The organism is Nonomuraea sp. NPDC026600, assembly GCF_040638335.1.
Taxonomy (GTDB): Bacteria; Actinomycetota; Actinomycetes; order Streptosporangiales; family Streptosporangiaceae; genus Nonomuraea.
In genome coordinates, this window is record NZ_JBEZYD010000001.1 from 629,187 (window position 1) to 650,879 (window position 21,693).

General features: G+C 69.3%; 21 protein-coding genes and 1 pseudogene. 5 read left to right on the top strand and 17 right to left on the bottom strand.

The features are described from left to right. Positions 1-12: 12 nt before the first annotated feature. From AB0F17_RS02865 to AB0F17_RS02875, 3 genes and pseudogenes are all read right to left on the bottom strand, one after another. Positions 13-138 (bottom strand): annotated as a pseudogene (locus AB0F17_RS02865) (SDR family oxidoreductase); the annotation flags it as partial. Positions 139-184: 46 nt separating this feature from the next. Beyond that, positions 185-850: a nitroreductase gene (locus AB0F17_RS02870; protein WP_358015154.1), complete on the bottom strand. Its 666-nt coding sequence runs from the start codon at positions 848-850 to the stop codon at positions 185-187. 270 nt (positions 851-1,120) lie between these two features. After that, positions 1,121-1,606: a MarR family winged helix-turn-helix transcriptional regulator gene (locus AB0F17_RS02875; RefSeq protein ID WP_358015157.1), complete on the bottom strand. Its 486-nt coding sequence runs from the start codon at positions 1,604-1,606 to the stop codon at positions 1,121-1,123. A gap of 212 nt (positions 1,607-1,818) precedes the next feature. Between AB0F17_RS02875 and AB0F17_RS02880 the strand changes: the two genes are divergently transcribed. After that, positions 1,819-3,549: an FAD-dependent oxidoreductase gene (locus tag AB0F17_RS02880; RefSeq protein ID WP_358015160.1), complete on the top strand. Its 1,731-nt coding sequence runs from the start codon at positions 1,819-1,821 to the stop codon at positions 3,547-3,549. 21 nt (positions 3,550-3,570) lie between these two features. Here the strand turns inward: AB0F17_RS02880 and AB0F17_RS02885 are convergent, their stop codons facing one another. Next, positions 3,571-4,086 (bottom strand): isoprenylcysteine carboxylmethyltransferase family protein, encoded by a 516-nt coding sequence (locus AB0F17_RS02885; protein WP_358015163.1) that lies wholly within the window; start codon positions 4,084-4,086, stop codon positions 3,571-3,573. A gap of 102 nt (positions 4,087-4,188) precedes the next feature. Here AB0F17_RS02885 and AB0F17_RS02890 point away from each other — a divergent pair, with 102 nt between their 5' ends. Beyond that, a complete protein-coding gene (locus AB0F17_RS02890) occupies positions 4,189-4,662 on the top strand; it encodes a hypothetical protein (RefSeq protein ID WP_358015166.1) in 474 nt (157 codons plus the stop codon). 226 nt (positions 4,663-4,888) lie between these two features. Here the strand turns inward: AB0F17_RS02890 and AB0F17_RS02895 are convergent, their stop codons facing one another. The 3 genes from AB0F17_RS02895 to AB0F17_RS02905 form a co-directional block, all read right to left on the bottom strand. Beyond that, a complete protein-coding gene (locus AB0F17_RS02895; protein WP_358015170.1) occupies positions 4,889-6,034 on the bottom strand; it encodes an epoxide hydrolase family protein in 1,146 nt (381 codons plus the stop codon). 748 nt (positions 6,035-6,782) lie between these two features. Next, positions 6,783-7,163, bottom strand: coding sequence for a hypothetical protein (locus AB0F17_RS02900; RefSeq protein ID WP_358015173.1), 381 nt, complete (start codon positions 7,161-7,163; stop codon positions 6,783-6,785). A gap of 292 nt (positions 7,164-7,455) precedes the next feature. Then, the gene (locus AB0F17_RS02905) at positions 7,456-8,448 is read right to left on the bottom strand and encodes an AraC family transcriptional regulator (RefSeq protein ID WP_358015176.1); all 993 of its coding nucleotides are present in this window, start codon (positions 8,446-8,448) and stop codon (positions 7,456-7,458) included. A 1,265-nt stretch (positions 8,449-9,713) separates the two neighbouring features. On the opposite strand from AB0F17_RS02905, the gene AB0F17_RS02910 reads away from it, so the two are divergent. Further along, a complete protein-coding gene (locus AB0F17_RS02910; protein ID WP_358015179.1) occupies positions 9,714-10,112 on the top strand; it encodes a helix-turn-helix domain-containing protein in 399 nt (132 codons plus the stop codon). Between the two features lie 43 nt (positions 10,113-10,155). On the opposite strand, the gene AB0F17_RS02915 is transcribed toward AB0F17_RS02910, so the two are convergent. Next, positions 10,156-10,749 carry a TetR/AcrR family transcriptional regulator gene (locus AB0F17_RS02915; protein WP_358015182.1) on the bottom strand — a complete coding sequence of 198 codons (594 nt, stop codon included), beginning with the start codon at positions 10,747-10,749 and terminating at the stop codon, positions 10,156-10,158. Between the two features lie 83 nt (positions 10,750-10,832). On the opposite strand from AB0F17_RS02915, the gene AB0F17_RS02920 reads away from it, so the two are divergent. Continuing rightward, a complete protein-coding gene (locus AB0F17_RS02920; RefSeq protein WP_358015185.1) occupies positions 10,833-11,378 on the top strand; it encodes a GNAT family N-acetyltransferase in 546 nt (181 codons plus the stop codon). A 31-nt stretch (positions 11,379-11,409) separates the two neighbouring features. Here the strand turns inward: AB0F17_RS02920 and AB0F17_RS02925 are convergent, their stop codons facing one another. Next, positions 11,410-12,027, bottom strand: coding sequence for a hypothetical protein (locus AB0F17_RS02925; RefSeq protein ID WP_358015188.1), 618 nt, complete (start codon positions 12,025-12,027; stop codon positions 11,410-11,412). Between the two features lie 129 nt (positions 12,028-12,156). On the opposite strand from AB0F17_RS02925, the gene AB0F17_RS02930 reads away from it, so the two are divergent. After that, on the top strand, positions 12,157-12,921 hold the full coding sequence (locus AB0F17_RS02930) for an SDR family NAD(P)-dependent oxidoreductase (RefSeq protein WP_358015191.1): 765 nt from the start codon (positions 12,157-12,159) through the stop codon (positions 12,919-12,921). Between the two features lie 6 nt (positions 12,922-12,927). On the opposite strand, the gene AB0F17_RS02935 is transcribed toward AB0F17_RS02930, so the two are convergent. Genes AB0F17_RS02935 through AB0F17_RS02970 form a run of 8 tightly spaced genes read right to left on the bottom strand, consistent with a single transcriptional unit; the run spans position 12,928 to position 21,653 of the window. Beyond that, a complete protein-coding gene (locus tag AB0F17_RS02935) occupies positions 12,928-14,364 on the bottom strand; it encodes an aldehyde dehydrogenase family protein (RefSeq protein ID WP_358015194.1) in 1,437 nt (478 codons plus the stop codon). A gap of 1 nt (position 14,365) precedes the next feature. Continuing rightward, the gene (locus AB0F17_RS02940) at positions 14,366-15,544 is read right to left on the bottom strand and encodes a P1 family peptidase (RefSeq protein ID WP_358015197.1); all 1,179 of its coding nucleotides are present in this window, start codon (positions 15,542-15,544) and stop codon (positions 14,366-14,368) included. Continuing rightward, positions 15,541-16,722, bottom strand: coding sequence for a M20 family metallopeptidase (locus AB0F17_RS02945; protein ID WP_358015200.1), 1,182 nt, complete (start codon positions 16,720-16,722; stop codon positions 15,541-15,543). Before AB0F17_RS02945 ends, AB0F17_RS02940 begins: the two co-directional genes overlap by 4 nt. Then, on the bottom strand, positions 16,719-17,519 hold the full coding sequence (locus AB0F17_RS02950; protein ID WP_358015203.1) for an ATP-binding cassette domain-containing protein: 801 nt from the start codon (positions 17,517-17,519) through the stop codon (positions 16,719-16,721). The genes AB0F17_RS02945 and AB0F17_RS02950 overlap by 4 nt, the downstream gene beginning before the upstream one ends. Continuing rightward, positions 17,488-18,402: an ABC transporter ATP-binding protein gene (locus AB0F17_RS02955; RefSeq protein ID WP_358015206.1), complete on the bottom strand. Its 915-nt coding sequence runs from the start codon at positions 18,400-18,402 to the stop codon at positions 17,488-17,490. The genes AB0F17_RS02950 and AB0F17_RS02955 overlap by 32 nt, the downstream gene beginning before the upstream one ends. Further along, complete coding sequence (locus AB0F17_RS02960; RefSeq protein ID WP_358015209.1) at positions 18,389-19,222, bottom strand: ABC transporter permease; 834 nt, start codon at positions 19,220-19,222, stop codon at positions 18,389-18,391. The genes AB0F17_RS02955 and AB0F17_RS02960 overlap by 14 nt, the downstream gene beginning before the upstream one ends. Then, positions 19,219-20,157, bottom strand: coding sequence for an ABC transporter permease (locus AB0F17_RS02965; RefSeq protein ID WP_358015212.1), 939 nt, complete (start codon positions 20,155-20,157; stop codon positions 19,219-19,221). Before AB0F17_RS02965 ends, AB0F17_RS02960 begins: the two co-directional genes overlap by 4 nt. Further along, the gene (locus AB0F17_RS02970; RefSeq protein ID WP_358015215.1) at positions 20,154-21,653 is read right to left on the bottom strand and encodes an ABC transporter substrate-binding protein; all 1,500 of its coding nucleotides are present in this window, start codon (positions 21,651-21,653) and stop codon (positions 20,154-20,156) included. Before AB0F17_RS02970 ends, AB0F17_RS02965 begins: the two co-directional genes overlap by 4 nt. Between the last annotated feature and the right edge of the window lie 40 nt (positions 21,654-21,693).

Below are 21,693 nucleotides of genomic sequence, written 5' to 3' on the forward strand. Positions count from 1 at the left end.
TGCATTTTCCTCTCAAGGTATGAACTTGCCGCCGTCGACGTCGACGGTCTGGCCGGTGATGAAGTCGGCGTTGGAAGAGTCGAGAAAGACAACCGTGCCGACGAGGTCTTCGGGCTTCTGCTCGCGTCGCAGGGCGCGGGCGTTGCGCCGCGCTTCCGGGGGTTCAAGATCCTTCCCCTGTGGGCTAACCCTCGACGAACGTGACCGTCTCGTCGAGCGGCGCCCGGCCCGTACGGGCGTAACTCACCGTGGTGTCCTCGAACCCGATCGACATGCCACAGAAGAGGATGAGCTCGTCCGGGGGTGACAGGACCTCCGCGACGGTCTTGCGATACATCGACCACGCCATCTGCGGGCAACTGTGCAGCCCTTCGGCGCGGAGCAGCAGCATGACGGTCTGCAGATACATGCCGACGTCGGACCATTGGGGCAAGCCCAGGTCGCGGTCGATGTAGCAGAACAGGGCGGCGGGCGCGCCGTAACAGTTCCAGTTCGCGGAAGCGGCCCGCTGGCGCGCCTCCAAGTCGTCACGCGAAACACCGAGTGCGCCGTAGTGCTCCTGGCCGAAGGCGAACCGCCGCTCGCGGTACGGGGACTTCAGTGCGTGCGGGTACGTCTTGTACTCCCGCTCGTCCCAGGGGTCGCCCGCCGCCAGGCGCTCGCCGGCGCGCTTCTTGAGCTCGGCCAGCGGCTCGCCGGTCAGCACGTAGGCGCGCCATGGCTGGAGGTTCGATCCGGACGGCGACCACGCCGCGGCGGACAGCACGCGCTCCAGCACCTCCTTCGGGACCGGCCGGTCAGTGAATCCACGCACCGCCCGTCGGCTCGTGACCGCCTCATAGACGTCCAAGATCGCTAGCTCCTCACCTGCTCATCGCTCCTAATCTCGTTACGTTTACGACGGTATCATTTGCGATCGTATCATTCAATACAATCTGGCGAGATGCGCGTCACGTACATCGTGAGGAAGCTGAATCGCAAAGGAACCGACCACGAACGTCGCCGTCGTCTACTACCGCGCTACGGGAACAACTTCACGCCGGCCGACGCGGTACGCGCCGCCACAAGGGCCGGAGCCAGGTCCGCCTGTCTTCACCCTCGCCATCTCATGGGCGCGCGCTTACGCCCCACCGTCTGCGGGATAGGCGAACCGGGTCAACAGATCTCTCAGTTGCTCGAGCCCGCCGGGTTCCAGCCCGGCAACCAGGCGCTCAGCCAGCGGCTCCGCCGCCACATGGGCTGCATCGAAAAGCTCAACGCCCTTGGGCGTGATCTCCACCGCCCGCGCCCGCCGGTCCCCCGGAACGGGCTTGCGTACGGCCAGCCCCTTACGCTCCAGGTCGTCCACGACCCGCATGATTCCCGCCTTGTCCGACCCCGTCGCGGCCGCCAAGTCCCGCTGCACCGTCGGCCCGCGGTCGACCAGCACGATCAGCACGGCAAAATGCCGCAACTCAATGCCGAGCGGCCGAAGCGCGTCTGCCATCACCGTGGCCGCGCGCCAGTGCGCCTGGCGCAGCAGCAAGCCGAGAGCGAAAGGCGAGGCATCCCCGGGGCGGTCGGTCGCACGCGAGACGGTGGTTGCGTGAGGAACGTCGGCGCTCATGAACCTATGCTACCAGGCATAATTTCATTCGATACGGTATCAATTGAAATCAAATGCGGCTCGGCGGCCGGCCGCGACCCACGAACATTGATCGACCCCGATCAGTCACAGATGCTCGTCGTACGTCGCGTACCGGAGTGGATGTCACAAACAACGCCGCTGCCCGGTCTTGCTGCCGTAATGGTTTTTCGCGATGCGGCCAAAGGAGCACCATGCACTCAGCGGAGCGGCGGATCGCCACATCCGTCCTGGTCATCGGCACGGGAGGAGCCGGGCTGCGGGCCGCCATCGAACTGGCCGAGCGTGGGGTCGACGTTCTCGCGGTGGGTAAGCGGCCGAAGGCGGACGCGCACACTTCGCTCGCGGCGGGCGGCATCAATGCGGCGCTCGCCACGATGGACCCCAAGGACAGCTGGCAACAGCACGCGGCAGACACCCTCAAAGAGAGCTACCTCCTGGCCAACCCGCACACGGTGCGAATCGTCGCCGAGGGGGCCGCACACGGTATCGAAGACCTCCAGCGCTGGGGCATGCCGTTCGCCCGCGAAGAGGATGGGCGCATCTCGCAGCGCTTCTTCGGCGCCCACACCTACCGGCGCACCGCCTACGCAGGCGACTACACCGGACTCGAGATCCAGCGCACCCTGATCAACCGCGCGGCGCAGCTCAATGTCCCCATCCTCGACACCGTGTACATCACGCGCCTTCTTGAGCGCGACAACGCGGTCTTCGGCGCGTACGGGTTCGACCTGACCGATGGCAGCCGCTACGTCATCCATGCCGACGCGGTGATCCTGGCCGCCGGCGGCCACACCCGGATCTGGCGGCGCACCTCCTCCCGGCGTGATGAGAACACCGGCGACTCCTTCCGCCTCGCCGTCCTGGCCGGCTGCCGCATTCGCGACGCCGAGCTGGTGCAGTTCCACCCATCCGGTCTCATCGCACCCGAGAACGCGGCCGGCACCCTCGTTTCCGAAGCGGCACGAGGCGAGGGCGGAGTCCTGCGCAACCAGCTCGGCGAGCGATTCATGTCACGGTACGACCCAGAACGGATGGAGTTGTCCACGCGCGACCGCGTCTCGCTGGCCGCCTACACCGAGATCAAAGAAGGCCGCGGCACCCCGAACGGCGGCGTCTGGCTGGATGTGTCGCAGCTGCCGCGCGAGACGATCATGACGCGGTTGCCACGCGTCTACCAGACGCTCCTGGAACTGCAGATGCTCGACATCACCAAGGAACCGATCGAAGTCGCGCCGACCGCGCACTACTCGATGGGCGGGGTCTGGGTACGACCCGAGGACCACGGCACGGGGGTCGACGGCCTGTACGCGATCGGGGAGGCGGCCAGCGGCCTGCACGGCGCCAACCGTCTCGGCGGCAACTCACTCATCGAACTCCTCGTCTTCGGCCGCATCGTCGGGCAGGCGGCGGCCGAGTACTCGGCGGGCCTCGACGCCCAGCGCCGCTCGGCCGATGCGCTCGACGCGGCGCGGGCGGAGGTGAACGAACTCCTCGCCGCCGACGGCCCGGAGAATGTCCGTTCACTGCAGCGAGCCATCCGCGACATCATGACGGAGAATGCCGGCGTGGTGCGCGATGAGAGCGGCCTGCGCAACGGCCTGGCCGAACTCACCGCGGTAGAGGCGCGCATCGCCGACGCCGGCGTGCATCCGGACCTCGCCGGATTCCAGGACCTGGCCCACGCCTTCGACCTGAAGTCCGCGATGCTCGCCGCCCGCGCGACGGTCGAGACGGCACTTGAGCGTCGCGAGACCCGCGGCTGCCACAACCGTTCCGACTACCCCACGCTCGACCCCGCTCTGCAGGTCAACCTGGTGTGGTCCGGTCCCGGCTCGGTGGAGAAGGAGGCCATCCCCCCGATTCCGGTCGAGATCGCGGCGCTCATGCGCGAGGTCTCAACCGTCGGAAAACTCGTCGAGTAGCCGTCCCTGCCGAACAGCCGCTCAGGACTCCTTCGCGACGTAGGGGTGCAGGCGGGGCCACCAGCCCGGCACGGCCGCGCGGTATCTGTCGTACTCGGCGCCGAACAGCCTGTGCAGCGTCGGCTCCTCGTACCAGCGGACGAACGACACCACGGGAACCAGCACGACCAGGGCGTACACCAGCAACGACGGCTGCGCCAGCAGCAGCGCCTGCCCCAGGACGGCGACGAGGACGGCCACGTACATCGGGTTGCGCACGTGCCGGTAGAGGCCGCCGACGACCAGCCGCTCGGGCGGCGCGGCGGGCAAGGGGGTGCCCAGCCCCTCGACCACGAACCGGGTGAAGGCGTGGATCAGCACCGCGAGCCCGGCGAGCGCGAGCAGGCCGCCCGCCACCCTGATCGGGATCATGATCCCGCCGGGGAACGGGGTGTGCGCCTCCCAATGGGTGATCCACCACGGGACAAGGACGGCGACGGTGCCCGGAACGGCGGCGAAGAAGATCGCGCTTCCGACGGCCGCCGGTGTTCTGCGCATGGCTCACCTTCCATGCCGACAATTCACTATCTGATGAGTTTAGGACCGCCCCGGCGAGCCGTCAACGGGCCGGCACGCTAGATGCGGGATGGATCGTCACCCATGCCCCTTGGGCCCGCCATCGGCAACCCGCCGACCGACACGGAGCGGTCGTGGTTCGAGAAGCTCTGCAACGACGGCTACAGCGAGCGTTATCCGCAGACGACCACGATCAAGCTCGCTGCGACCGACTCGCCGGCCGTGACCGGCGAGCGCACCGCGGACAAGGTGTGTGCTTGCCTGGCCGGCGACCCGGGCCACATAGTGTCCTCCCACCTGGTCAACACCGAGTGGATCGAGGAGGCGATCCGCGACCACGGCAAGAAGTCGCCGTACGTCATCGCCAAGGTGCACGCGAAGTTCCCCAAGGGCGCCAAGGACCAGATCATCCCGTCCGACTGGGTGGACGCGGCTGCGGAGCAGGAGGAGCCGGAAGGGCCCGGCTGCGCGACTTGGGCCTGCCGGACGAGACCGACGAGTGGATGGTACGGCTCGGCGGCCCGCCATGGGCCCCACTCAAGCGATGATAGGGAATGATCCATTCCCTATCACATCTGCCCCCGCCTGTGTGCAGCCCATGGATCAACGATGAAAACAGCATCGGAGACCGGGTAACCCCGAGTTCGAGGGCGGCGATCGTCCAGGACGGGGATGTAGCCGAACTCCTCTTCCAGCGTTTCAGGCCCGGGTGATGCCTGGATCGCCTGACTGACCGGAGTTGTCACGGACCGCCGCCATCGGTGTGTGGCGGCGGTGCGGACGGTCAGCGCAGGGAGCGGAAGAACTCGCGCACGTCGGCGACGAACGGGCCGGGCTGTTCCAGGGCCAGGAAGTGCCCGCCGCGCTCGAATTCGGTCCAGTGCACGATGGTGTGATCGCGTTCGGCGAAGCGACGGATGGCGACATCCTGGGTAAGGGAGACCGCTACGCCGGTGGGCACGGTCCCGGGTTCGCGCGGCGCCCACGCCGATGGGTCATGGTGGGCCTCGTAGTAGTTGTGGGCCGAGGAGGCCCCGGTCTGTGTGAACCAGTAGATGCTGACGTCGGTGAGGAGGGCGTCACGGTCGACGGCGTCTTCGGGCAGGTCGGCGGCGCTGTCGGTCCATTCCTTGAACTTCTCCACGATCCAGGCGAGCTGGCCGGCCGGGGAGTCGTTCAGGCCGTGTCCCAAGGTCTGCGGACGGGTGCCCTGGATCTTGTCGTAGCCGCTCTGTTCCTGCTGCCAGTGCTCCAGGCGCGCCAGCCGCTCCTGTTCGGCCACGGTCAGGCCGTCCATCTCACCGTCGGCCCCGATCGGGAAGGTGACCAGGGCGTTGACGTGCACGCCGAGGACGTGCTCGGAATCTTGGCGACCCATGGCCGGAGCCACGAAGGCGCCGACGTCGCCGCCCTGCACACCGTAGCGGGAGTAGCCGAGCCGGTGCATCAGCTCGGCGAAAGCGTCGGCGATGCGACCCTGCGTCCAGCCCGCCTCGCGCAGCGGAGCGGAGAACCCAAACCCGGGCAGAGAAGGGATCACCAGGTCGAAGGCGTCGGCAGGGTTGCCGCCGTAGGAGCGCGGGTCGGTCAGGGGGCCGACGACGTCCAGGAACTCGGCGATCGAGCCGGGCCAGCCGTGGATCAGCATCAGCGGTGTCGCCTCGGCCTCGGCAGAGCGAATGTGCGCGAAGTGAATGGTCTGCCCGTCGATGTCGGTGGTGAACTGGGGCAACTCGTTCAGCCTGGCCTCGTGCTTGCGCCAGTCGTAGCCGTCGGCCCAGTAAGCGGCGAGTTGCCGCAGGTAACCGGTCGGGACGCCGCGGCTCCATCCCTGGCCACCGATCTCGCCGCTCCAGCGGGTACGGGCGAGTCGGTCTCGCAGGTCATCCAGCTCATCCTGCGGGATGTCGATGCGGAACGGGTTGATCATCGAACCATTCCTTCCAGAACAGAATATTTATATGAAGCTGGTGATCCGTTTTGTTTGCGATTCACCGCCCGTCTCAGAGGACGGGCTGACCTTTGGTTGCGAGGCATCAGTCATTTCATGCAGGTTGGTACCAAGACCCAAGCCGAGGCAGACCCCTTCCCGTGCGGGCGACGCCTGATGACCAGAAAGCGGAGAGCGAGTGAGTCTTTGGAAGCCGGGAGCTTTCGGGATGTTCGCCTGGTGTGCTTGAGAGTGGAGATTATGAGGATTCCACGACGTCGGCTATCCATGTAGCGCAGCACCACGTGCGCTCTTCGGATGGCGTGCTGAGGGAGATCTCACCTCCTGCGGTCACGAACGAAGCGCATGACCTGGCCGATCGGCTGGTGCCGCGGCGAATCTACGGTCTCCATGTCGTCGGCTCGACCGCAGCGGGCGCCTGACGAGGGAGGAAGCAGCGATATCGACTTCGTCGCTGCGGCGGACGGCGGCCCTGGCCAGTCCGGAGACACGCCCGCTCGCGCTCCCGCACAAGGTCGGCAACGTGCCGACGGCCTGGCGACCCTCATCGGGCCTGGCAGGCCACCCGGGGCACGATGAACGGCGTCTTCGTCGCGGCGAGCGATTTGGCGGCAAGCCAGCTCTTGAAGTGTTCGCTTTCCGTGCGGTTAGTCATCTGCGCGAACGCGGTGACGTGTCCGGACAGCGCGACCAGGCGCGGGCTGTGCTTAAGGATCTTCTTGATCGTTCAGCCTTCGCGCAGCGTCCCGTCGCCCTTGATGATCAGCTCGACATTGGGGCCACCCTGGCCGCATTGAGGGCCGTTGGGAAAGCGCCCTTGAGGGGTGACCTTGATCGCACGCTGGAGCACTGAACGGGATGCGGTGTCACGCAGGTCGAGCCGTACCTCCACAGGCTGCTTGGGTAAGCCTTCGACCGTGCCGAATCCGTTCTTGCCGCCGGTCGGGACCAGGCCTACCGAACAGGTGTCGCCCGAGCAGGTCTCCTCTCCGGCACGCGAGGACGGGTTGAGGGTGACGACGGCGGATTTGCAGCCTCCGTTCCAGCACACCTCCATCGAGACGGATTTGGCGTCGGCGGCAAACGGCGCTTCGACGGTCACGCCCACGCCGACAGGGGTACCTATCAGCGTGCAGTCCGCACCGGCTGAACAGCCCACGGAGAAACAGGTGAGCAGGATGGCGAGTAGCGAGAGTCGGCGCACACCCGCTAAGACGTGTGGTCGCCGCATCGGGTTCGAAGGCGGCGGCTTCTGCGCTCGATCTGCTTCCCTGCAGTGCCGGATCTCGCTCCTGAACGTAGCAGTGCCACGGTGACGGCGCTCAGCATGACAATGACGTGATCTCAGGCGGCCCACGCCAGCCCCCCACAGGGTCGGAGGTCTTCTCCCGCCGGTTTCACTATCGTCCTCGCCGTGCGACGGAGGGGGCGTAACCGTAGGTCTGACGGTAGAAGGCGGCGAACCGGCTCAGATGCACGAAACCCCAACGAAGCGCCACCTCTGTAACAGTTGTCCGGCTGCCTGTCTCCGCGATGTGGAGAAGATCGGCGTGAGCCCGGGCCAGCCGTACATTGCGCAGATAGGCCATGGGCGTCGTCTGCAAGTGTTCGCGGAAGCCCGATTGAAGGGTGCGGACGCTCACCCTGGCCGCAGCGGCGATATCTCTTACGGTGATCGGTTCAGCGGCGTGTTCTTCGCAGAAGCGGAGCGCGCGTCGAAGTGCCGCGGAGGTCGATGGGGCACTGGGCTCACCGAGGTCGGCAGAGTAGGTATGGGGCTGTGAGCCGAGCAGAGTGTGCAGCAAAAACTGCTCGAAATGGTGTTCGGCCAGAGATGAGGCCGCAAAGGGGAACGTTTCTCCTGCCGTAGCCGGGAGGGCAAGTGCGGTGAGTACTCGACTCAGAGGGCTCTCATCGATGACTTGCGGCTCGAAGTACATATCCCTTTTCGGAGCTTCACCGAGCTGATCCTCAAGGACCCGATCGATGAGCGCGTCAGGAACCTGGATGATCATGACATCGTGGTCGACGCTCCAGTTCATGTCGATGCGCTGCCGAGGGCCGATGATGGTAAGCGGTGCAGCGATATCCTGGCCACCGACCATTAGTCGTCCACCACCGGTCAACGGCACGTGAATGTTGTAGAAGTCGGGCAGCTCCGGTACTTCGACACGGATTTCCGCCCCGTACGCCAGCGTGTGCATGACGATGTTCCCGCGGTGTAGGAGTCTGTACCGGCCACCGTTTGGATGGGCGTTGATGACCTTGATGCCGTGCGGCGAAAAGTTCTGCGAGACCTGTGCTCGCATTTCCTCCACGCCGCCTTTGAACATCGAGGCCTGCGCGGATGGACTTGGAAGGTTTCCCAAGCTCTGTGATCTCAATTCATTCATGGCCTGGATCCTCCTGCTCCCGTAGGCTGGGCCTAGCCGATTGGCCGGACAAAGGTCTGTCAAAGCGATCTGGCTTGTGGAGCAGATCACTCCGGATCAGGATGTGGAATTGCGCGCCCGTCTACCCCGTAGGATCAGCACATCGTCTGCAGCGTCTTTCCACAGTACGGACTGGAGGGACGGATATGGAATATAAATCATTCGCCGCGACCGATATCAGGCGCGTATCGGGCAGGGCAGCTGACCTGATGGACCCAGCGTCCTTCGTCAAATACATGAGCACAACCCGGCGGATGGGACGGAGAATACGGATGTCTTCGTCTTCTCGCCCGTCAGGCCCGGATCGACGTTGCCGCAGTCCCAGGCCGAGGCGGCCGACACCCGCATAGCGCTCAACGCGCCGCACCACCGTTGATCACGGGTGACGATAAAGCCAACCACCAATGTCGTGACACCGGAATGTATGACCGGCCATAACTCCACAGATAAATCGTACGTTGTCCAGAACGCGCCGCCGGCCGCGCGGCACTCGGCGAGTGGCCATAGGCCCCATGACAACTATCCGTTGCAGACGATCCGGAATTTCTTCTATTCGCGCACCGTCGTCGCATCCGGGTGGATGGTGTCGGTGACGCGACCGCCTCCCCTATAGCGGTTGGGTAGCGCCCGGTGCTGATCCTGGTCCCGTAGCGGATTCTCTTGCCTGCCCTGTCTCCCGAGTCGAGGAGCGTGCATTTCTCCAGGTCCTGATCTGTGTCGCGTCGGCGTGGAGCACGTTTGTCGTGCGCCCACCGGCGTCAGGTAGTTGCTGGTCTCGACGATTGTGAAGGCGCAGGCATCCCCTGGCTCCGGTGGGCGTCACTCCGCCGCGCCCGCCGCAGGCTGGGCGGTTTCGCCGACGCCACGCCGGGCAGGCTCAGCCCGACGATTCCGGCGGTCGCGGCCATCATGCCCGCGGCCCAGCCGAGCGTGTTCGTGATGGTCATACTCTTCCCGTGTTTCTGAGTGTGCCCTGGACGGCGCGGATCACCGGCTATATCACCGCAACGCCCATTCCATCTTTGTTGAAGATATCGCAACAAATGATGTTATAAGGAGATGGCTCAAGGGTAAGGGTCTTCATCTCCGCAGCGCAATAAGTAAAGAGCCACTTCGAAAATGTCGAAAACGTTCATGCGGGGCTTGGCCCTGCTGGAGGTACACAGATTGAATGCGTAGAGTCTTAACCTCGTGACGGATAGCGCTCGGTGCGGTACGACCGTGGTATGCGGTATGGGCAGAGGGGTGGGTACACGCCCGCCGAGCAGGAACGGCGGGAGCGTGTACGGCTGCAGGCGGCCGAGTGGTTCGAGGCCGGGGAGTCGACCAAGACGGTCGCCGCGCGATTACGGGTGCACGAGCGGTCGGTGACGCGCTGGCGTAAGGCCTGGTTGAAGGGCGGGACGCAGGCGCTGCGCGCCAAAGGGCCGGCGTCGAAGGAGAAACTGTCGGCGCGGCAGTGGCAGCGACTGGAGGCCGAGCTGCGACGTGGACCGCTGGCCTGGGGGTGGAGGCAGCGGGCAGGCCGCCCGCCACCCGGGACGGCGGCGAAGAAGATCGCGCTTCCGACAGCCGCCGGTGTTCTGCGCATGGCTCACCTTCCATGCCATCAATTCACTAACTGATGAGTTAAGGACCGCCCCGGCGAGCCGTCAACGGGCCGGCACGCTAGATGAGCGCGTCTAGAAGGTGTTCGGCCTGGGCGAGGACGGCGGCGAGCGTCGCGGCCGGGTCGCCGGCGCGGGCGATGAGCATCCCGCCCTCGCACAAGGCCCCGAAGATCAGGTGCGCCCGGACCGTCACGTCGCCGGGCGCGATGCCACCTTGCTCGGCCGCCACCTCCAGGCCGGCGCGCAGCAGCTTGAGCGTGTGCTCGTACTCGATCTCCCGCACCCCGTCCCACCCCAGAACGGCGGGCCCGTCGAGCAGGACGATCCGCCGCACCTCCGGCCCGGCGCAGGCCCGCAGGAAGGCCAGCACGCCCAGCCGGACCGCCTCCCGGGGATCGCCGGCCCCGGCGGAGGCGGCGGCGATCAGCTCGGCCAGCCGCTCCTCCTGCCGCACGAACACAGCCCTGAACACATCGGCCTTCCCGGCGAAGTGGTGGTAGACCGCGCCCTTGGTCATACCGCTCTCGCGCGCGATGTCGTCGATCGAGGTCGCCGCGTAACCGTCCCTGCCGAACAGCCGCAGCGCGGTCTCGATCAGCTCGCCGGTCGTCACCCTGGTCCGCTCGGCCTGCGTCCGCCGCCCCACGCCCACGCCCACCTCTTTCGCCGCTCACCGCACTCAATCACACGGAAAACGCGTCGAGGAGCGGCGGGCCCGCTGGCTAGCGTGGGCGCGTGCACAGCTACCTGGAGACCGGCCGCCTGACCCTGCGCCCCCTCACCGAGGCCGACGCCGACGACCTCGTCGAGCTGCACAACGACCCTGACGTGATGCGCTACCTCAACGGCGGCAAGCCCACCCCGCGCGCGGTGATCGTCGGCGAGACCCTGCCCGCCTTCATCCGCGACGGCTACCTCTCCGCCGTCGAGCGGGAGACGGGCGAGTTCGTGGGCTGGTTCCACCTGCGGGCACCCAAGGGCGGCGCCGAGGACGAGCCCGAGCTGGGCTACCGGCTGCGCAAGATGTGCTGGGGCAAGGGATACGCCACGGAGGGCTCGCTGGCCCTCATCGACAAGGCGTTCGCCGAGCTGGGCACCCGCCGGGTCTTCGCCCGGACGATGACGGTGAACCGCGGCTCCCGGCGGGTGATGGAGAAGTGCGGGCTGCGCTTCGTCCGCACGTTCTTCGAGGACTGGCCGGACGTCATCGACGGCTCCGACCAGGGCGACGTGGAGTACGAGCTGGTCAGGCCGGATTGGGCGGCCCAGGCGAAGCGCTAAGCGCTAAGCGCTAAGCGCTAAGCGCTAAGCGCTAAGCGCTGAGGGCGCCCGCGGCCGGGCCCCGGCCGAGCAGCAGCGCGCCCAGCCACAGCACCGCCATCCCCACCGCGACCAGCGCCGAGTCGCGGCCGACGCCGAACATCGCCACGGCCATCACCACGACCCCGGCCGCGAGCACCACAGCGCTGAGCGAGGTGGCCCGCCGCAGCACCGCCATGATCCCGGCCAGCACCAGCAGCGCCACGAAGAACAGCTGGGCGCCCACCGAGTACACGACCAGGTCCACCCCCGGGTAACCCCGCACCTGGTCGAACACCGCCCGCATCGCCGCCCCGTCCGCCGAGGTGAACCCGGCCACCAGGTCGATGACGAGCTGGGCCACATTGGCCAGGACGCTGAACAGCGCCACCCCGGTCACCGCCCACACCGCCGCCTTCTGCCGGCGGGTCGCGGGCGCCGCCATCCGCCGCAGCTCCAGCACCATGACGCCGAACAGCAGGAATCCCAGCAGCCACACGGCATGCGCGGCCGTCCACCACGGACCGGGGACGAGGTCGCCGTCGATGGGACGCATGAGGAGCCAGCCGCCGAGGAACGCGGCGGGCCCGGCCGTGAAGGAGGCCCGGGCGAGGTTGTTGGTGGGGGTCATGACACCACGATCCCGCGCCGGCCCCACCCGCCTCATCGGTGATCACCCCTGACCTGTCCCTGGGAATCGCCGACGCCACCTCAGGGCAGACCTGGTGTACTGGTCAGACCAGTAGATAGGCTGGGTGGCATGACGGCATACGACGCGTTGTTCCGCCTCGATGGGCGGCGCGCTGTGGTGATCGGGTCCGGAAGCGGGATCGGGCGGGAGTCGGCGCTGGCGCTGGCCGCGCACGGAGCCGAGGTGGTCTGCGCGGACCTTGACCTCGCCGCCGCCGAGGAGACCGCGCGACGGTGCGGCGGGGCGGCGCGCGGAGTGGACGTCCTCGACGCCGAAGCCGTGCGGGCGCTCGCCGCCGAGGTGCCCGCCGACGTGGTGGTCTTCACCGCCGCCACGAACGTCCGCAAGCGGCTGCTCGACTACTCCGGCGAGGAGTTCGAGCGCGTCGTACGGCTGAACCTGCGGGCCTCCTTCGACGTGATCCGGGCGTTCGGGGCGGGCATGGTGGAACGCGGGCGCGGGTCGATCATCGGCTTCGCGTCGATCCGGGCGTCGGTGACGGAGCCCGGCCAGGGCGTCTACTCCGCCACCAAGGCGGGGCTGGTGCAGTTGCTGCGCACCGCCGCCGCCGAGTTCGGCCCGCATGGCGTGCGGGTCAACGCGGTCGCGCCCGGCGTGGTCGAGACGCCGCTGACCAGGCAGATCAAGGACAACCCCGCCTGGTACGACGCGTACGCCGCCAAGAGCGCCCTCGGCCGGTGGGCCCAGGCGGAGGAGATGGCGGGCGCCGTGGTCTACCTGGCGAGCGACGCGGCCAGCTTCGTCACCGGCTCCGTCCTGTACGTGGACGGCGGCTGGACCGCCGTGGACGGCCGCTTCGACCCGCCCAACTAACGTCCATCAAGGGCGGATGATCGCCATCCGGGTGACGGTGAGCTCCTCGATGGCGAACCGGGGCCCTTCCCGGCCGGCGCCCGAGTCCTTGACGCCGCCATAGGGCATGTTGTCCGCCCGGAACCCCGGCACCTCGTTGACCACCACTCCACCGGCCTCGATCCGGTCGATCGCGGCGAAGGCCGTGGCCAGCGAGCGGGTGAACACCGCGGCGTGCAGGCCATACCGGGAAGCGTTGACGGCGGCGAACGCGGCGTCCATGCCGGGCACCGAGCGTACGCACACCACCGGGCCGAAGATCTCCTCGTCCCAGGCGACGGCCCCGTCGGGCACGTCGGCGAGCACGGTGGGCGCGATGGCCCTCCCGTCGAGTTCGCCGCCGGTGACGAGCGTGGCGCCCGAGTCGCGTACCCAGCCGAGCACCCGCTCGGTCGCGGCCGGGTCGATCAGCGGCGCGACCCTGGTCCGAGGGTCGCGCGGATCGCCCACCACCACGTCCTTCATCCGCCCGGCCAGCAGCGACAGGAACTCCTCGCGCACCGGCTCCTCCACCAGCACCCGCTGCACCGAGATGCACGCCTGCCCGGAGGCGTAGTAGCCGCCCCGCACCACCGCCGCGGCGGCGGCCTCCAGGTCGGCGTCGGCCGCCACCACGAGGGCGGCGTTCGAGCCCAGCTCCAGCAGCACCTTGGTGGGCGCCGCGCTCCTCGCGATGGCGTGCCCGGCCGCCGCCGAGCCGGTGAACGACACGGCCCCGATCCGCCGGTCCTCGACCAGCGTCCTGCCCACCTCGACGTCGCCGGTGACGAGCTGCACCCCTGCCGGGGGCAGCGCGCCCGATTCGCGGAGCAGGTGCACGAGCCAGAGCGTCGCCAGGGGGGTCGCGGGCGCGGGCTTGACGATGACCGGGCAGCCCGCGGCCACCGCCGGGGCGATCTTGTGCGCGGCCAGCAGCAGCGGGTAGTTGAAGCCGGTGATCCCGACCACGACCCCGATCGGCCGCCGCGTCCAGAATCCGATCAGCCCCTCCCCCGACGGCAGCAGGTCCAGCGGCACGGTCTCACCGTGCAGCCGGGCCACCTCCTCGGCGGCGGTGAGGAGTGTGACGAGCGTCCGCGCCACCTCGACCTGGCAGTCGACCAGCGGTTTGCCGGTCTCCAGTACGAGCAGGCGCTCGAACTCCGCGCGCCGCGCGGCCAGGGCGTCGTGGGCGGCCATGAGCGCGGCGCGGCGGGCGTGCGAGGGGAGCGCGGCCATGCCGGGGGCGGCCTCCAGCGCGGCCTCTACGGCCTGCCTGGCCAGCGCGACCGTGCCGACGGGCGCGGCCGTCACCACCGAGCCGTCGTACGGGAAGATCACGTCGGTGGTGTCCGCGACCTCGACCCACCCGTCACCCACGGGCAGCCCGTCGGGCCAGTCCCCGGACCAGTCCTGAAATGTCACGCTACTTCCCCCAGGCGCTTGGAAACACATCTCGATAGGCGGGCGCGCCGTCGCGACCGGTGGCGGCGAGCATGGCGTGCGCCACGGCCCGGCTGAACACATCGGCCCCGGCGGCCAGCACGTCATGCAGCCCAGCGGCCCCAGGCGCGTTCCGCCCCGCGCCAACGGGCGCCGGGGCGCTCCCCGTGCCCGTGGGTGCCGAGGTGCTCCCCGCGCCCGTGGGTGCCGAAGTGCTCCCGGCGGCGCCTGCGAAGGCGGGGGCGCCGGGTGCGGTGGTCTCGGGGAAGGGGAGTGCGCAGGTGGACAGGCCGAAGATGGTGTCGCCGTCGACCATGGTGTGGGCGGGTCTGATCGCCCGGGCCAGCCCGTCGTGCGCCACACCGGCCAGTTTGCCGCACTGCGCCTTGGTGAGCGCCAGATCGGTGGCCACCACGCCGATCGTCGTGTTGAACGAGGTCACCGTGGCGCCCTGCCAGGCCGCCACCTCGTCCTCGCGGGGCTCGCGGAGGTGGTCGAACTCGCCGGGCAGCCCGTACCGGGTGCCGGACAGCCGCCCGCCCACCGGGTCGAGCACGGATCCGACGGCGTTGACGACGGCCATCGCCGCCACGGTGACCCCCGAGGGCAGGACGACACTGGCCGTACCGATGCCGCCGGCCAGCCCGCCCGCCACGGCGCCGGTACCCGCCCCGACCGACCCGCTCACCCACGGATCCGGGCCGTCCGACCCGCGCGCCCGCGGGTCCGGGCCGTGCGACCGGACGGCGGCGTCGTACGCCTCGGCGCCCAGCGAGCCGTCCGGGACCGCCCGGAACGCGCCGCCGCGTCCCAGGTCGTAGATGACGGCGGCGGGCACGATCGGCACCACGCCGCCCTCCACCGGGAAGCCGATCCCGGCGTCCGCCAGCCGCTCCATGACCCCGCAGGCCGCGCTGAGCCCGTACGCGCTGCCGCCGGTCAGGACGATGGCGTGCACCCGCTCCACCAGGTTGCGCGGATCGAGCAGCTCGGTCTCCCGGGTGCCGGGCGCGGCTCCCCGCACGTCCACCCCGGCCACCATGCCGCCGGGCGGCGCGAGCACGACGGTGGTCCCTGTGCGGTAGCCGCCGCCCACCCGCTGGGCATGCCCGACCCGCAGCCCGGCGACGTCGACCAGCGAGTTCGTCGCTCCGGCCGTCATGACGCGGACCGGGTGAGGAAGAGCCGGGCCGCCTCGGCGAACACGCGGGTGCAGCGCACGATCTCCGCCACCTCGACGTACTCGTCCGACTGGTGCGCGATCCACTTGCCGCCGGGCCCGTACACGACCGACGGGATCCCGCCCCAGTGCGTCAGCACGGTGCCGTCGGTGGAGCCGGGCACGCCGCCGTAGACGGGCGCGGAGCCCGTCACGTGCTGGTGCGCGGCGGCGAGCGCCACGACCACGGGGTCGGAGACGGGCACGTCCACCGGCGGCCGGTCCACCAGGATCGACACCTCGGCGGAGATCCCGTCGGAGGCGGCCAGCGCGGCCACCCGCTCGGCCACCACCTTGTGCTCCAGGCCGGGGATCGTCCGCACGTCGATGAACACCGATGCCGTCGCCGGGATGACGTTCACCTGCTCCTCGGTCCCGGCTCGCAGCACTGTCGGCGTCACGTACACCTCGCCGAGGTGCTCGTGCGCGGGGTGCAGCCCCTGCAGCTCCGTTTCCAGCGCCCGCAGCGCCACCAGCAGCGCTCCCACCGCCTGGATGGGGTTGCGGCCGTGCTGCGGCATCGCGCCGTGCGCCATCTTGCCGGTGAAGTCGACCCGTAGCCGCAGTGCGCCCTTGGCGACCGCGCAGATCTCCCCGGCCTCGGGCTCGGCGACGATGGCGCCGTCCACATCGGCGGCCAGGCCGGAGGCGACGAAGTGGTGGGCGCCGAGCATCAGCCCCTCCTCGTCGGCCAGCGCGCACACCTTGATCCGGCCGGGGAACGGGCCGGCGAGCTGCAGGGCGCGGGTGGCGTAGAGGGTGGCGGCCAGCCCCGACTTCATGTCCGCGCTGCCGCGCCCCCACAGCCGCCCGTCGCGGATCTCGCCGCCGAACGGGTCCACGGTCCACGTCGACAGGTCGCCCTCGGTGACCACGTCGGTGTGTCCCTCGAACATCAGCGTCGGCCCGTCGCCCCCGCCGCCCTCGACCACGGCCACCACGTTGGGCCGGCCGGGCGCGGCCTCGTCCACCACCGGCTCCCAGCCCCACTCGCGCATCTTGGCCGCGACCAGCTCGGCGGCGGGCCGCTCGGCCCGGCCGCGCGCCGGGTCGTTGGTGCTCGGGATGCGCACCAGCGCCTGGGTGAACTCCACGACCCCCTGCTCGTCGACCTCGATCACAGCAACCCCTCCAATGTCGGTACGGCCTGCAGCAGCGTCCGCGTGTAGGGATGCCGCGGCGCGGCCCAGACGTCGTCCACGGGCCCGGTCTCCACGATCGAGCCGTTGTTCATGACCGCGACGGTCTCGCAGACGTGCCGTACGACGGACAGATCGTGCGAGACGAAGACCAGCGTGAGGCCGAGCTCGTCGACCAGGTCGGCCAGCAGGTTGAGGATCTGGCCGCGGACCGACACGTCGAGGGCGCTGACCGGCTCGTCGGCGACCAGCACCTTGGGCCGGGGCGCGAGCGCGCGGGCGATGGCGATGCGCTGCCGCTGCCCGCCGGAGAACTGGTGCGGGTAGCGGTCGGCGGCCGAGGCGGGCAGGCCGACCGCGTCGAGCAGCTCGGTCACCCGGCCGCCGACCGGCTCGCCGAGCGCGACCAGGGGCTCGGCGACGAGGTCGCGCACCCGCATGCGAGGGTCGAGCGAGCTCATCGGGTCCTGGAAGACGATCTGGAGGCTGCGCCGCAGGAACTTCAGCGCCCGCTCCGGCCGGCCGGTGATCTCCTGGCCGTCGAAGCGGATCGACCCGCTGGTGGGCTGGTCGAGCGCGCACAGCAGGCGCAGCAGCGTCGACTTGCCGGAGCCCGACTCGCCGACGATGCCGAACCGCTCGCCCCGCCGTACGGTGAGCGACACCTCGCGCAGCGCGTGCACGGCCTCGCCCTGCCGGGCGAGCGAGGCGCGGGGACGGCGGTAGACGCGGGTGAGGTCGCGGGCCTCAATCAGCGGGGTGCCAGCATGCGTGGGCATGGCCGTCTCCTGTCAGGGCCGGTTCGGTCTCGCACTTCTCCGAGGCGTACGGGCAGCGGTTCCTGAACACGCACCCGTCGGGGAACCGCCCGGCGGCCGGGACGCTGCCCTTGATGGTGGGCAGCCGGGTGCCGCGCGGCGTCAGCTTGGAGGCGGCCAGCAGGCCCTCGGTGTAGCGGTGGCGGGGCCGGGCGAAGACCTCGCGGATCGGGCCGCTCTCGACGACCCGCCCGCCGTACATGACCAGGACCCGCTCGCACACGGCGGCGACCACGGCGAGGTCGTGGGTGATGAACAGCAGCGCGGGGGCGACCTCGGCGATGAGCTCCAGCATCTGCTTCTGCACGGTGACGTCGAGCGCGGTGGTGGGCTCGTCGCAGATGAGCAGGCCGGGCTCGTTGGCCAGGGCGATGGCGAGCATGACGCGCTGCCGCTGGCCGCCGGAGAGCTGGTGGGGGTAGGAGCGGGCGAGCTGTTCGGGGCGCGGGAGGCGGACCCGGTCGAGGAGTTCGACCGCGCGGGTGCGGGCCTCGGCGCGTGATCTGCCGTGCAGCGTCATGACCTCGGCGACCTGCGCGCCGACGCGCATGAGCGGGTTGAGCGCGGTCATCGGCTCTTGGAAGACCATCGACACCTCGCGCCCGCGCAGGTCCTTGATCCGCCCTTCCGGCACGCCGACCAGGTCGCGCTCGCCCAGCCGGGCCACACCGGAGGCACGCACGCCTTCGGGCAGCAGTCCCATCAGCGACAGCGCGGTCAGCGACTTGCCCGAGCCGGACTCCCCGATCAGGCCGACCCGCTCGCCGGGCGCGATGGCGAAGGACACCTCGCGGACCAGCTCCACCGCGTCGGCGCGGACGGTGAGCCCCTCAACGCTCAGCACGGATCCTCCTGAGCTTGGGGTCGAGATAGTCACGCAGCCCGTCGCCGAGGAGGTTGAACCCGAGTACGGCCAGCGCGATCGCCAGGCCCGGCCACAGGGCCAGGCGCGGGGTGGAGAAGAGCAGTTCCTGCGACTCCTGCAGCATGCGGCCCCACGACGGGATCGGCGGCCGGGTGCCGAAGCCGAGGAACGACAGCGCGGCCTCGGCCAGGATCGCGATGGCGAACGACACCGACGCCTGCACGATCAGCATCGAGCCGATGTTGGGCAGCACGTGCCGTACGGCTATCGCGGCGCGACGGCGCCCGGCGGCCCGGGCGGCGAGGATGTAGTCGGTCACCATGACCTGCATCGTGGCAGCCCTGGCCACGCGCGCGAAGGCAGGCACGGTGGCCACGCCGATGGCGATCATGGCGGTGAGCGTCCCGGCCCCGTAGACGGCGCCGAGCATGACGGCCAGCAGCAGCGCCGGGAAGGCGAACACGAGGTCGTTGACCCGCATGATCAGCTCAGACAACCAGCCGCGCGGCGTCATCCCGGCGATCACGCCGAGGGGTGTGCCGATCAGCGCCGCGATGCCGACGGCGACGATGCCCACGTAGAGCGTGGTGCGGGCGCCGACCATGAGCTGGCTGAGGGTGTCGCGGCCGAACTTGTCGGCGCCGAGGAGGTAGCCGCCGCCGGGTTCGCGCAGTTTGTTCGAAGCGTCGACGAGCGTGGGGTCGTGCGGCGTCCACACGAACGACACCAGCGCCGCCAGGACGACGATCCCGACCAGCACGGCCCCGGTGACCAGCCCGCCGTTGACCCGGCCCCTCATCGCAGCCTCGGATCGAGTACGGCGTAGGTCACGTCGACCACGAAGTTGATCAGCAGTACGGCCACCACCAGCACCATCACCACACCTTGGACGAGCAGCAGGTCACGCCCGGCGACCCCGTTCAGCAGCAGGTCGCCCAGCCCCGGGATGACGAACACCCGCTCGACCACGACCGCGCCGACGAGCAGCGTGGCCAGTTGCAGGCCGAGCACGGTGACCACGGGGATGGAGGCGTTGCGCAGGCCGTGCCGCCACAGGGCGCCCATCCGGCCCCGGCCCTTGGCGCGGGCGGTGCGCAGGTAGTCCTCGCGCATCACGTCGAGCACGGCGCTGCGGATGTACCTGGTCAGGACCGCGCCCTGCACCAGGCCGAGCGAGAGCCAGGGCAGCAGCAGGCCGAGCAGCCACGCGCGGGGGTCCTCGGTGATCGGCACGTAGCCGCCCGACGGCAGCGCCTGCGCCTTCACCGCGAAGACGAACACCAGCAGGATGCCGGCCAGGAACGCCGGGATCGCGATGCCGACCTGGCTGGCCGCGCTGATGGCCACGCCGAGGGGGTTGCGGTGGTGGACGGCGGCGAACGTGCCCGCGGGCACCGCGATGAGCAGCGCGATGACCATGCCGCCGAGCACCAGGACCGCCGTCACGCCCAAGCGGTCACCGATCTGCGGGCCGATGGGCGAGCTCGTCACATAGGAGGTGCCGAAGTCGCCCTGGATCAGCCCGCCGAACCAGTCGCCGAACTGGGCCAGCGGCGGCCGGTCGGTGCCGAACCGCGCGCGCAGCGCGGCCACCGCCTCGGGCGTCGCGTTGACGCCCAGCGCGATCTCGGCCGGGTCGCCGGGCAGCAGCGCCATGAAGGCGAAGACGGCCACCCCGGCGACGGCGGTGCTCGCGACGAGCACCGCCAGCCGCTTCAGCAGGTAAAGGATCACTGCTTGGCGAGGGCCGTGAAGTCGAAGGCCTCCGCGATACCGTTCTTCGGCAGCCCGGTGACGCCCTTCTTCGCCACGATCAGGTTGGGGAAGAGGAACAACCAGTCGGCCGCGGCGTCGTCGGACAGCAGCTTGGCGGCCTGCTTGAGGTCGTCGATCTGCTGCTGCTCGGTGCCCTCGTCGGCGGCGGCGAGCAGTTTGCCGTACTCCGGATTGTCGTAACGGAAGTAGTACGACTTGTCCGCAAAAATCCCCATATCGCGGGGCTCGACGTGGTTGATTATGGACATGTCGTAGTCGCCCTGCTTGAACACCACGTCCAGCCACCGGGCCGGGAACTCCAGCGGCTCGATGTCGGCCGTGATGCCCACCTGGGCGAGCTGGGACTTGACCACCTGCGCGCTCGCGACCGCGTAGGGAAGGTTCGGGATGCGCATCTTGACGTTGTACGTCTTGCCGCCGAGCAGCGCCTTGGCCTTGGCGGTGTCAAAGGGGAAGTCGCCGGTGCGGTCCTCGTACCAGGGGTCGGTGGGCGGCACCATCGAGCCGATCAGCTGGCCGCGGCCCGCCCAGGCGGTGTCGAGCAGCGCCTTGTGGTCGATGGCGTAGCGGACGGCCTGCCGCACCTTCTTGTCGTTGAACGGCGGGCGGCCGTTGTTCATCGACAGCACCACCTCGCCGTTCGTGGTGCCCTCGACCGTCTCGAAGCGGTTGGGGTCGGCGAACTGCTGGAGCGACTCGGGCGCCTGGACGCTGGAGATGACGTCGATGCCGCCGGTCAGCAGCGCGTTGTTCATCGCCGTGGCGTCCTTGAAGTACTTCAGCGTGACGGCCGAGAGCGTCGGCTTGGTGCCCCAGTACTTGGCGTTGGCGCCGAGCTGGATGGAGTCGCCGCGCTTCCACGAGCCGAGCTGGTAGGGGCCGGTGCCGACGGGCTTGTTGGCCAGGTCGGCGACGCCGGTGCGGCTGAACATCGCGCCGAGCCTGGTCGCCATCGAGTAGAGGAAGCCGTTGCTCGGGTGCTTGAGCGTCACGATGACGGTGGACTCGTCCTCCTTCTCGACCCTGTCCACCACGTCGAGCTGCGCCTTGATCTTGAGCTGCCAGTCCTTCTTCACCCGGTCCAGCGAGAAGATCACGTCGTCGGCGGTGAACGGGGCGCCGTTGGTGAACGTGACGCCCTTGCGCAGGGTGAAGGTATAGGTCTTGCGGTCGGCCGAGACATCCCACTTCTCGGCCAGCAGCGGCTGGATCTTGCCGTCCTGGTCCAGCTTGACCAGGCCCTCGTAGACGTTGACCAGCAGGGCCTGCGGGATCGCGGCGCCCTCGGTGGCGGTGAAGTCGAGGTTGGCCGGCTCGGCCACGAACCCGACCGCCAGTGAGTCGCTCTTGGCGGCCTGCCCGCCGGTGCCGCCCTTCGATCCGCCACTGCCGCCGCACGCGGCCGTGGCCAGCAGGAGACCGCCCACGGCGATCCAGGTGCCGATTCGCCTCATGTCTTACAGCCTCCTGGCTAGTGCACTGGTCGGACCAGTA

What these genes read in the sequence shown, in the direction of transcription:
- AB0F17_RS02930 (WP_358015191.1), top strand. Translation starts at nt 12,157, where the DNA reads ATGACGGCATACGACGCGTTGTTCCGCCTCGATGGGCGGCGCGCTGTG.
- AB0F17_RS02950 (WP_358015203.1), bottom strand. Translation starts at nt 17,519, where the DNA reads ATGCCCACGCATGCTGGCACCCCGCTGATTGAGGCCCGCGACCTCACC.
- AB0F17_RS02895 (WP_358015170.1), bottom strand. Translation starts at nt 6,034, where the DNA reads ATGATCAACCCGTTCCGCATCGACATCCCGCAGGATGAGCTGGATGAC.
- AB0F17_RS02910 (WP_358015179.1), top strand. Translation starts at nt 9,714, where the DNA reads ATGCGGTATGGGCAGAGGGGTGGGTACACGCCCGCCGAGCAGGAACGG.
- AB0F17_RS02880 (WP_358015160.1), top strand. Translation starts at nt 1,819, where the DNA reads ATGCACTCAGCGGAGCGGCGGATCGCCACATCCGTCCTGGTCATCGGC.
- AB0F17_RS02960 (WP_358015209.1), bottom strand. Translation starts at nt 19,222, where the DNA reads ATGAGGGGCCGGGTCAACGGCGGGCTGGTCACCGGGGCCGTGCTGGTC.
- AB0F17_RS02875 (WP_358015157.1), bottom strand. Translation starts at nt 1,606, where the DNA reads ATGAGCGCCGACGTTCCTCACGCAACCACCGTCTCGCGTGCGACCGAC.
- AB0F17_RS02885 (WP_358015163.1), bottom strand. Translation starts at nt 4,086, where the DNA reads ATGCGCAGAACACCGGCGGCCGTCGGAAGCGCGATCTTCTTCGCCGCC.
- AB0F17_RS02925 (WP_358015188.1), bottom strand. Translation starts at nt 12,027, where the DNA reads ATGACCCCCACCAACAACCTCGCCCGGGCCTCCTTCACGGCCGGGCCC.
- AB0F17_RS02970 (WP_358015215.1), bottom strand. Translation starts at nt 21,653, where the DNA reads ATGAGGCGAATCGGCACCTGGATCGCCGTGGGCGGTCTCCTGCTGGCC.
- AB0F17_RS02890 (WP_358015166.1), top strand. Translation starts at nt 4,189, where the DNA reads ATGCCCCTTGGGCCCGCCATCGGCAACCCGCCGACCGACACGGAGCGG.
- AB0F17_RS02940 (WP_358015197.1), bottom strand. Translation starts at nt 15,544, where the DNA reads ATGACGGCCGGAGCGACGAACTCGCTGGTCGACGTCGCCGGGCTGCGG.
- AB0F17_RS02905 (WP_358015176.1), bottom strand. Translation starts at nt 8,448, where the DNA reads ATGAATGAATTGAGATCACAGAGCTTGGGAAACCTTCCAAGTCCATCC.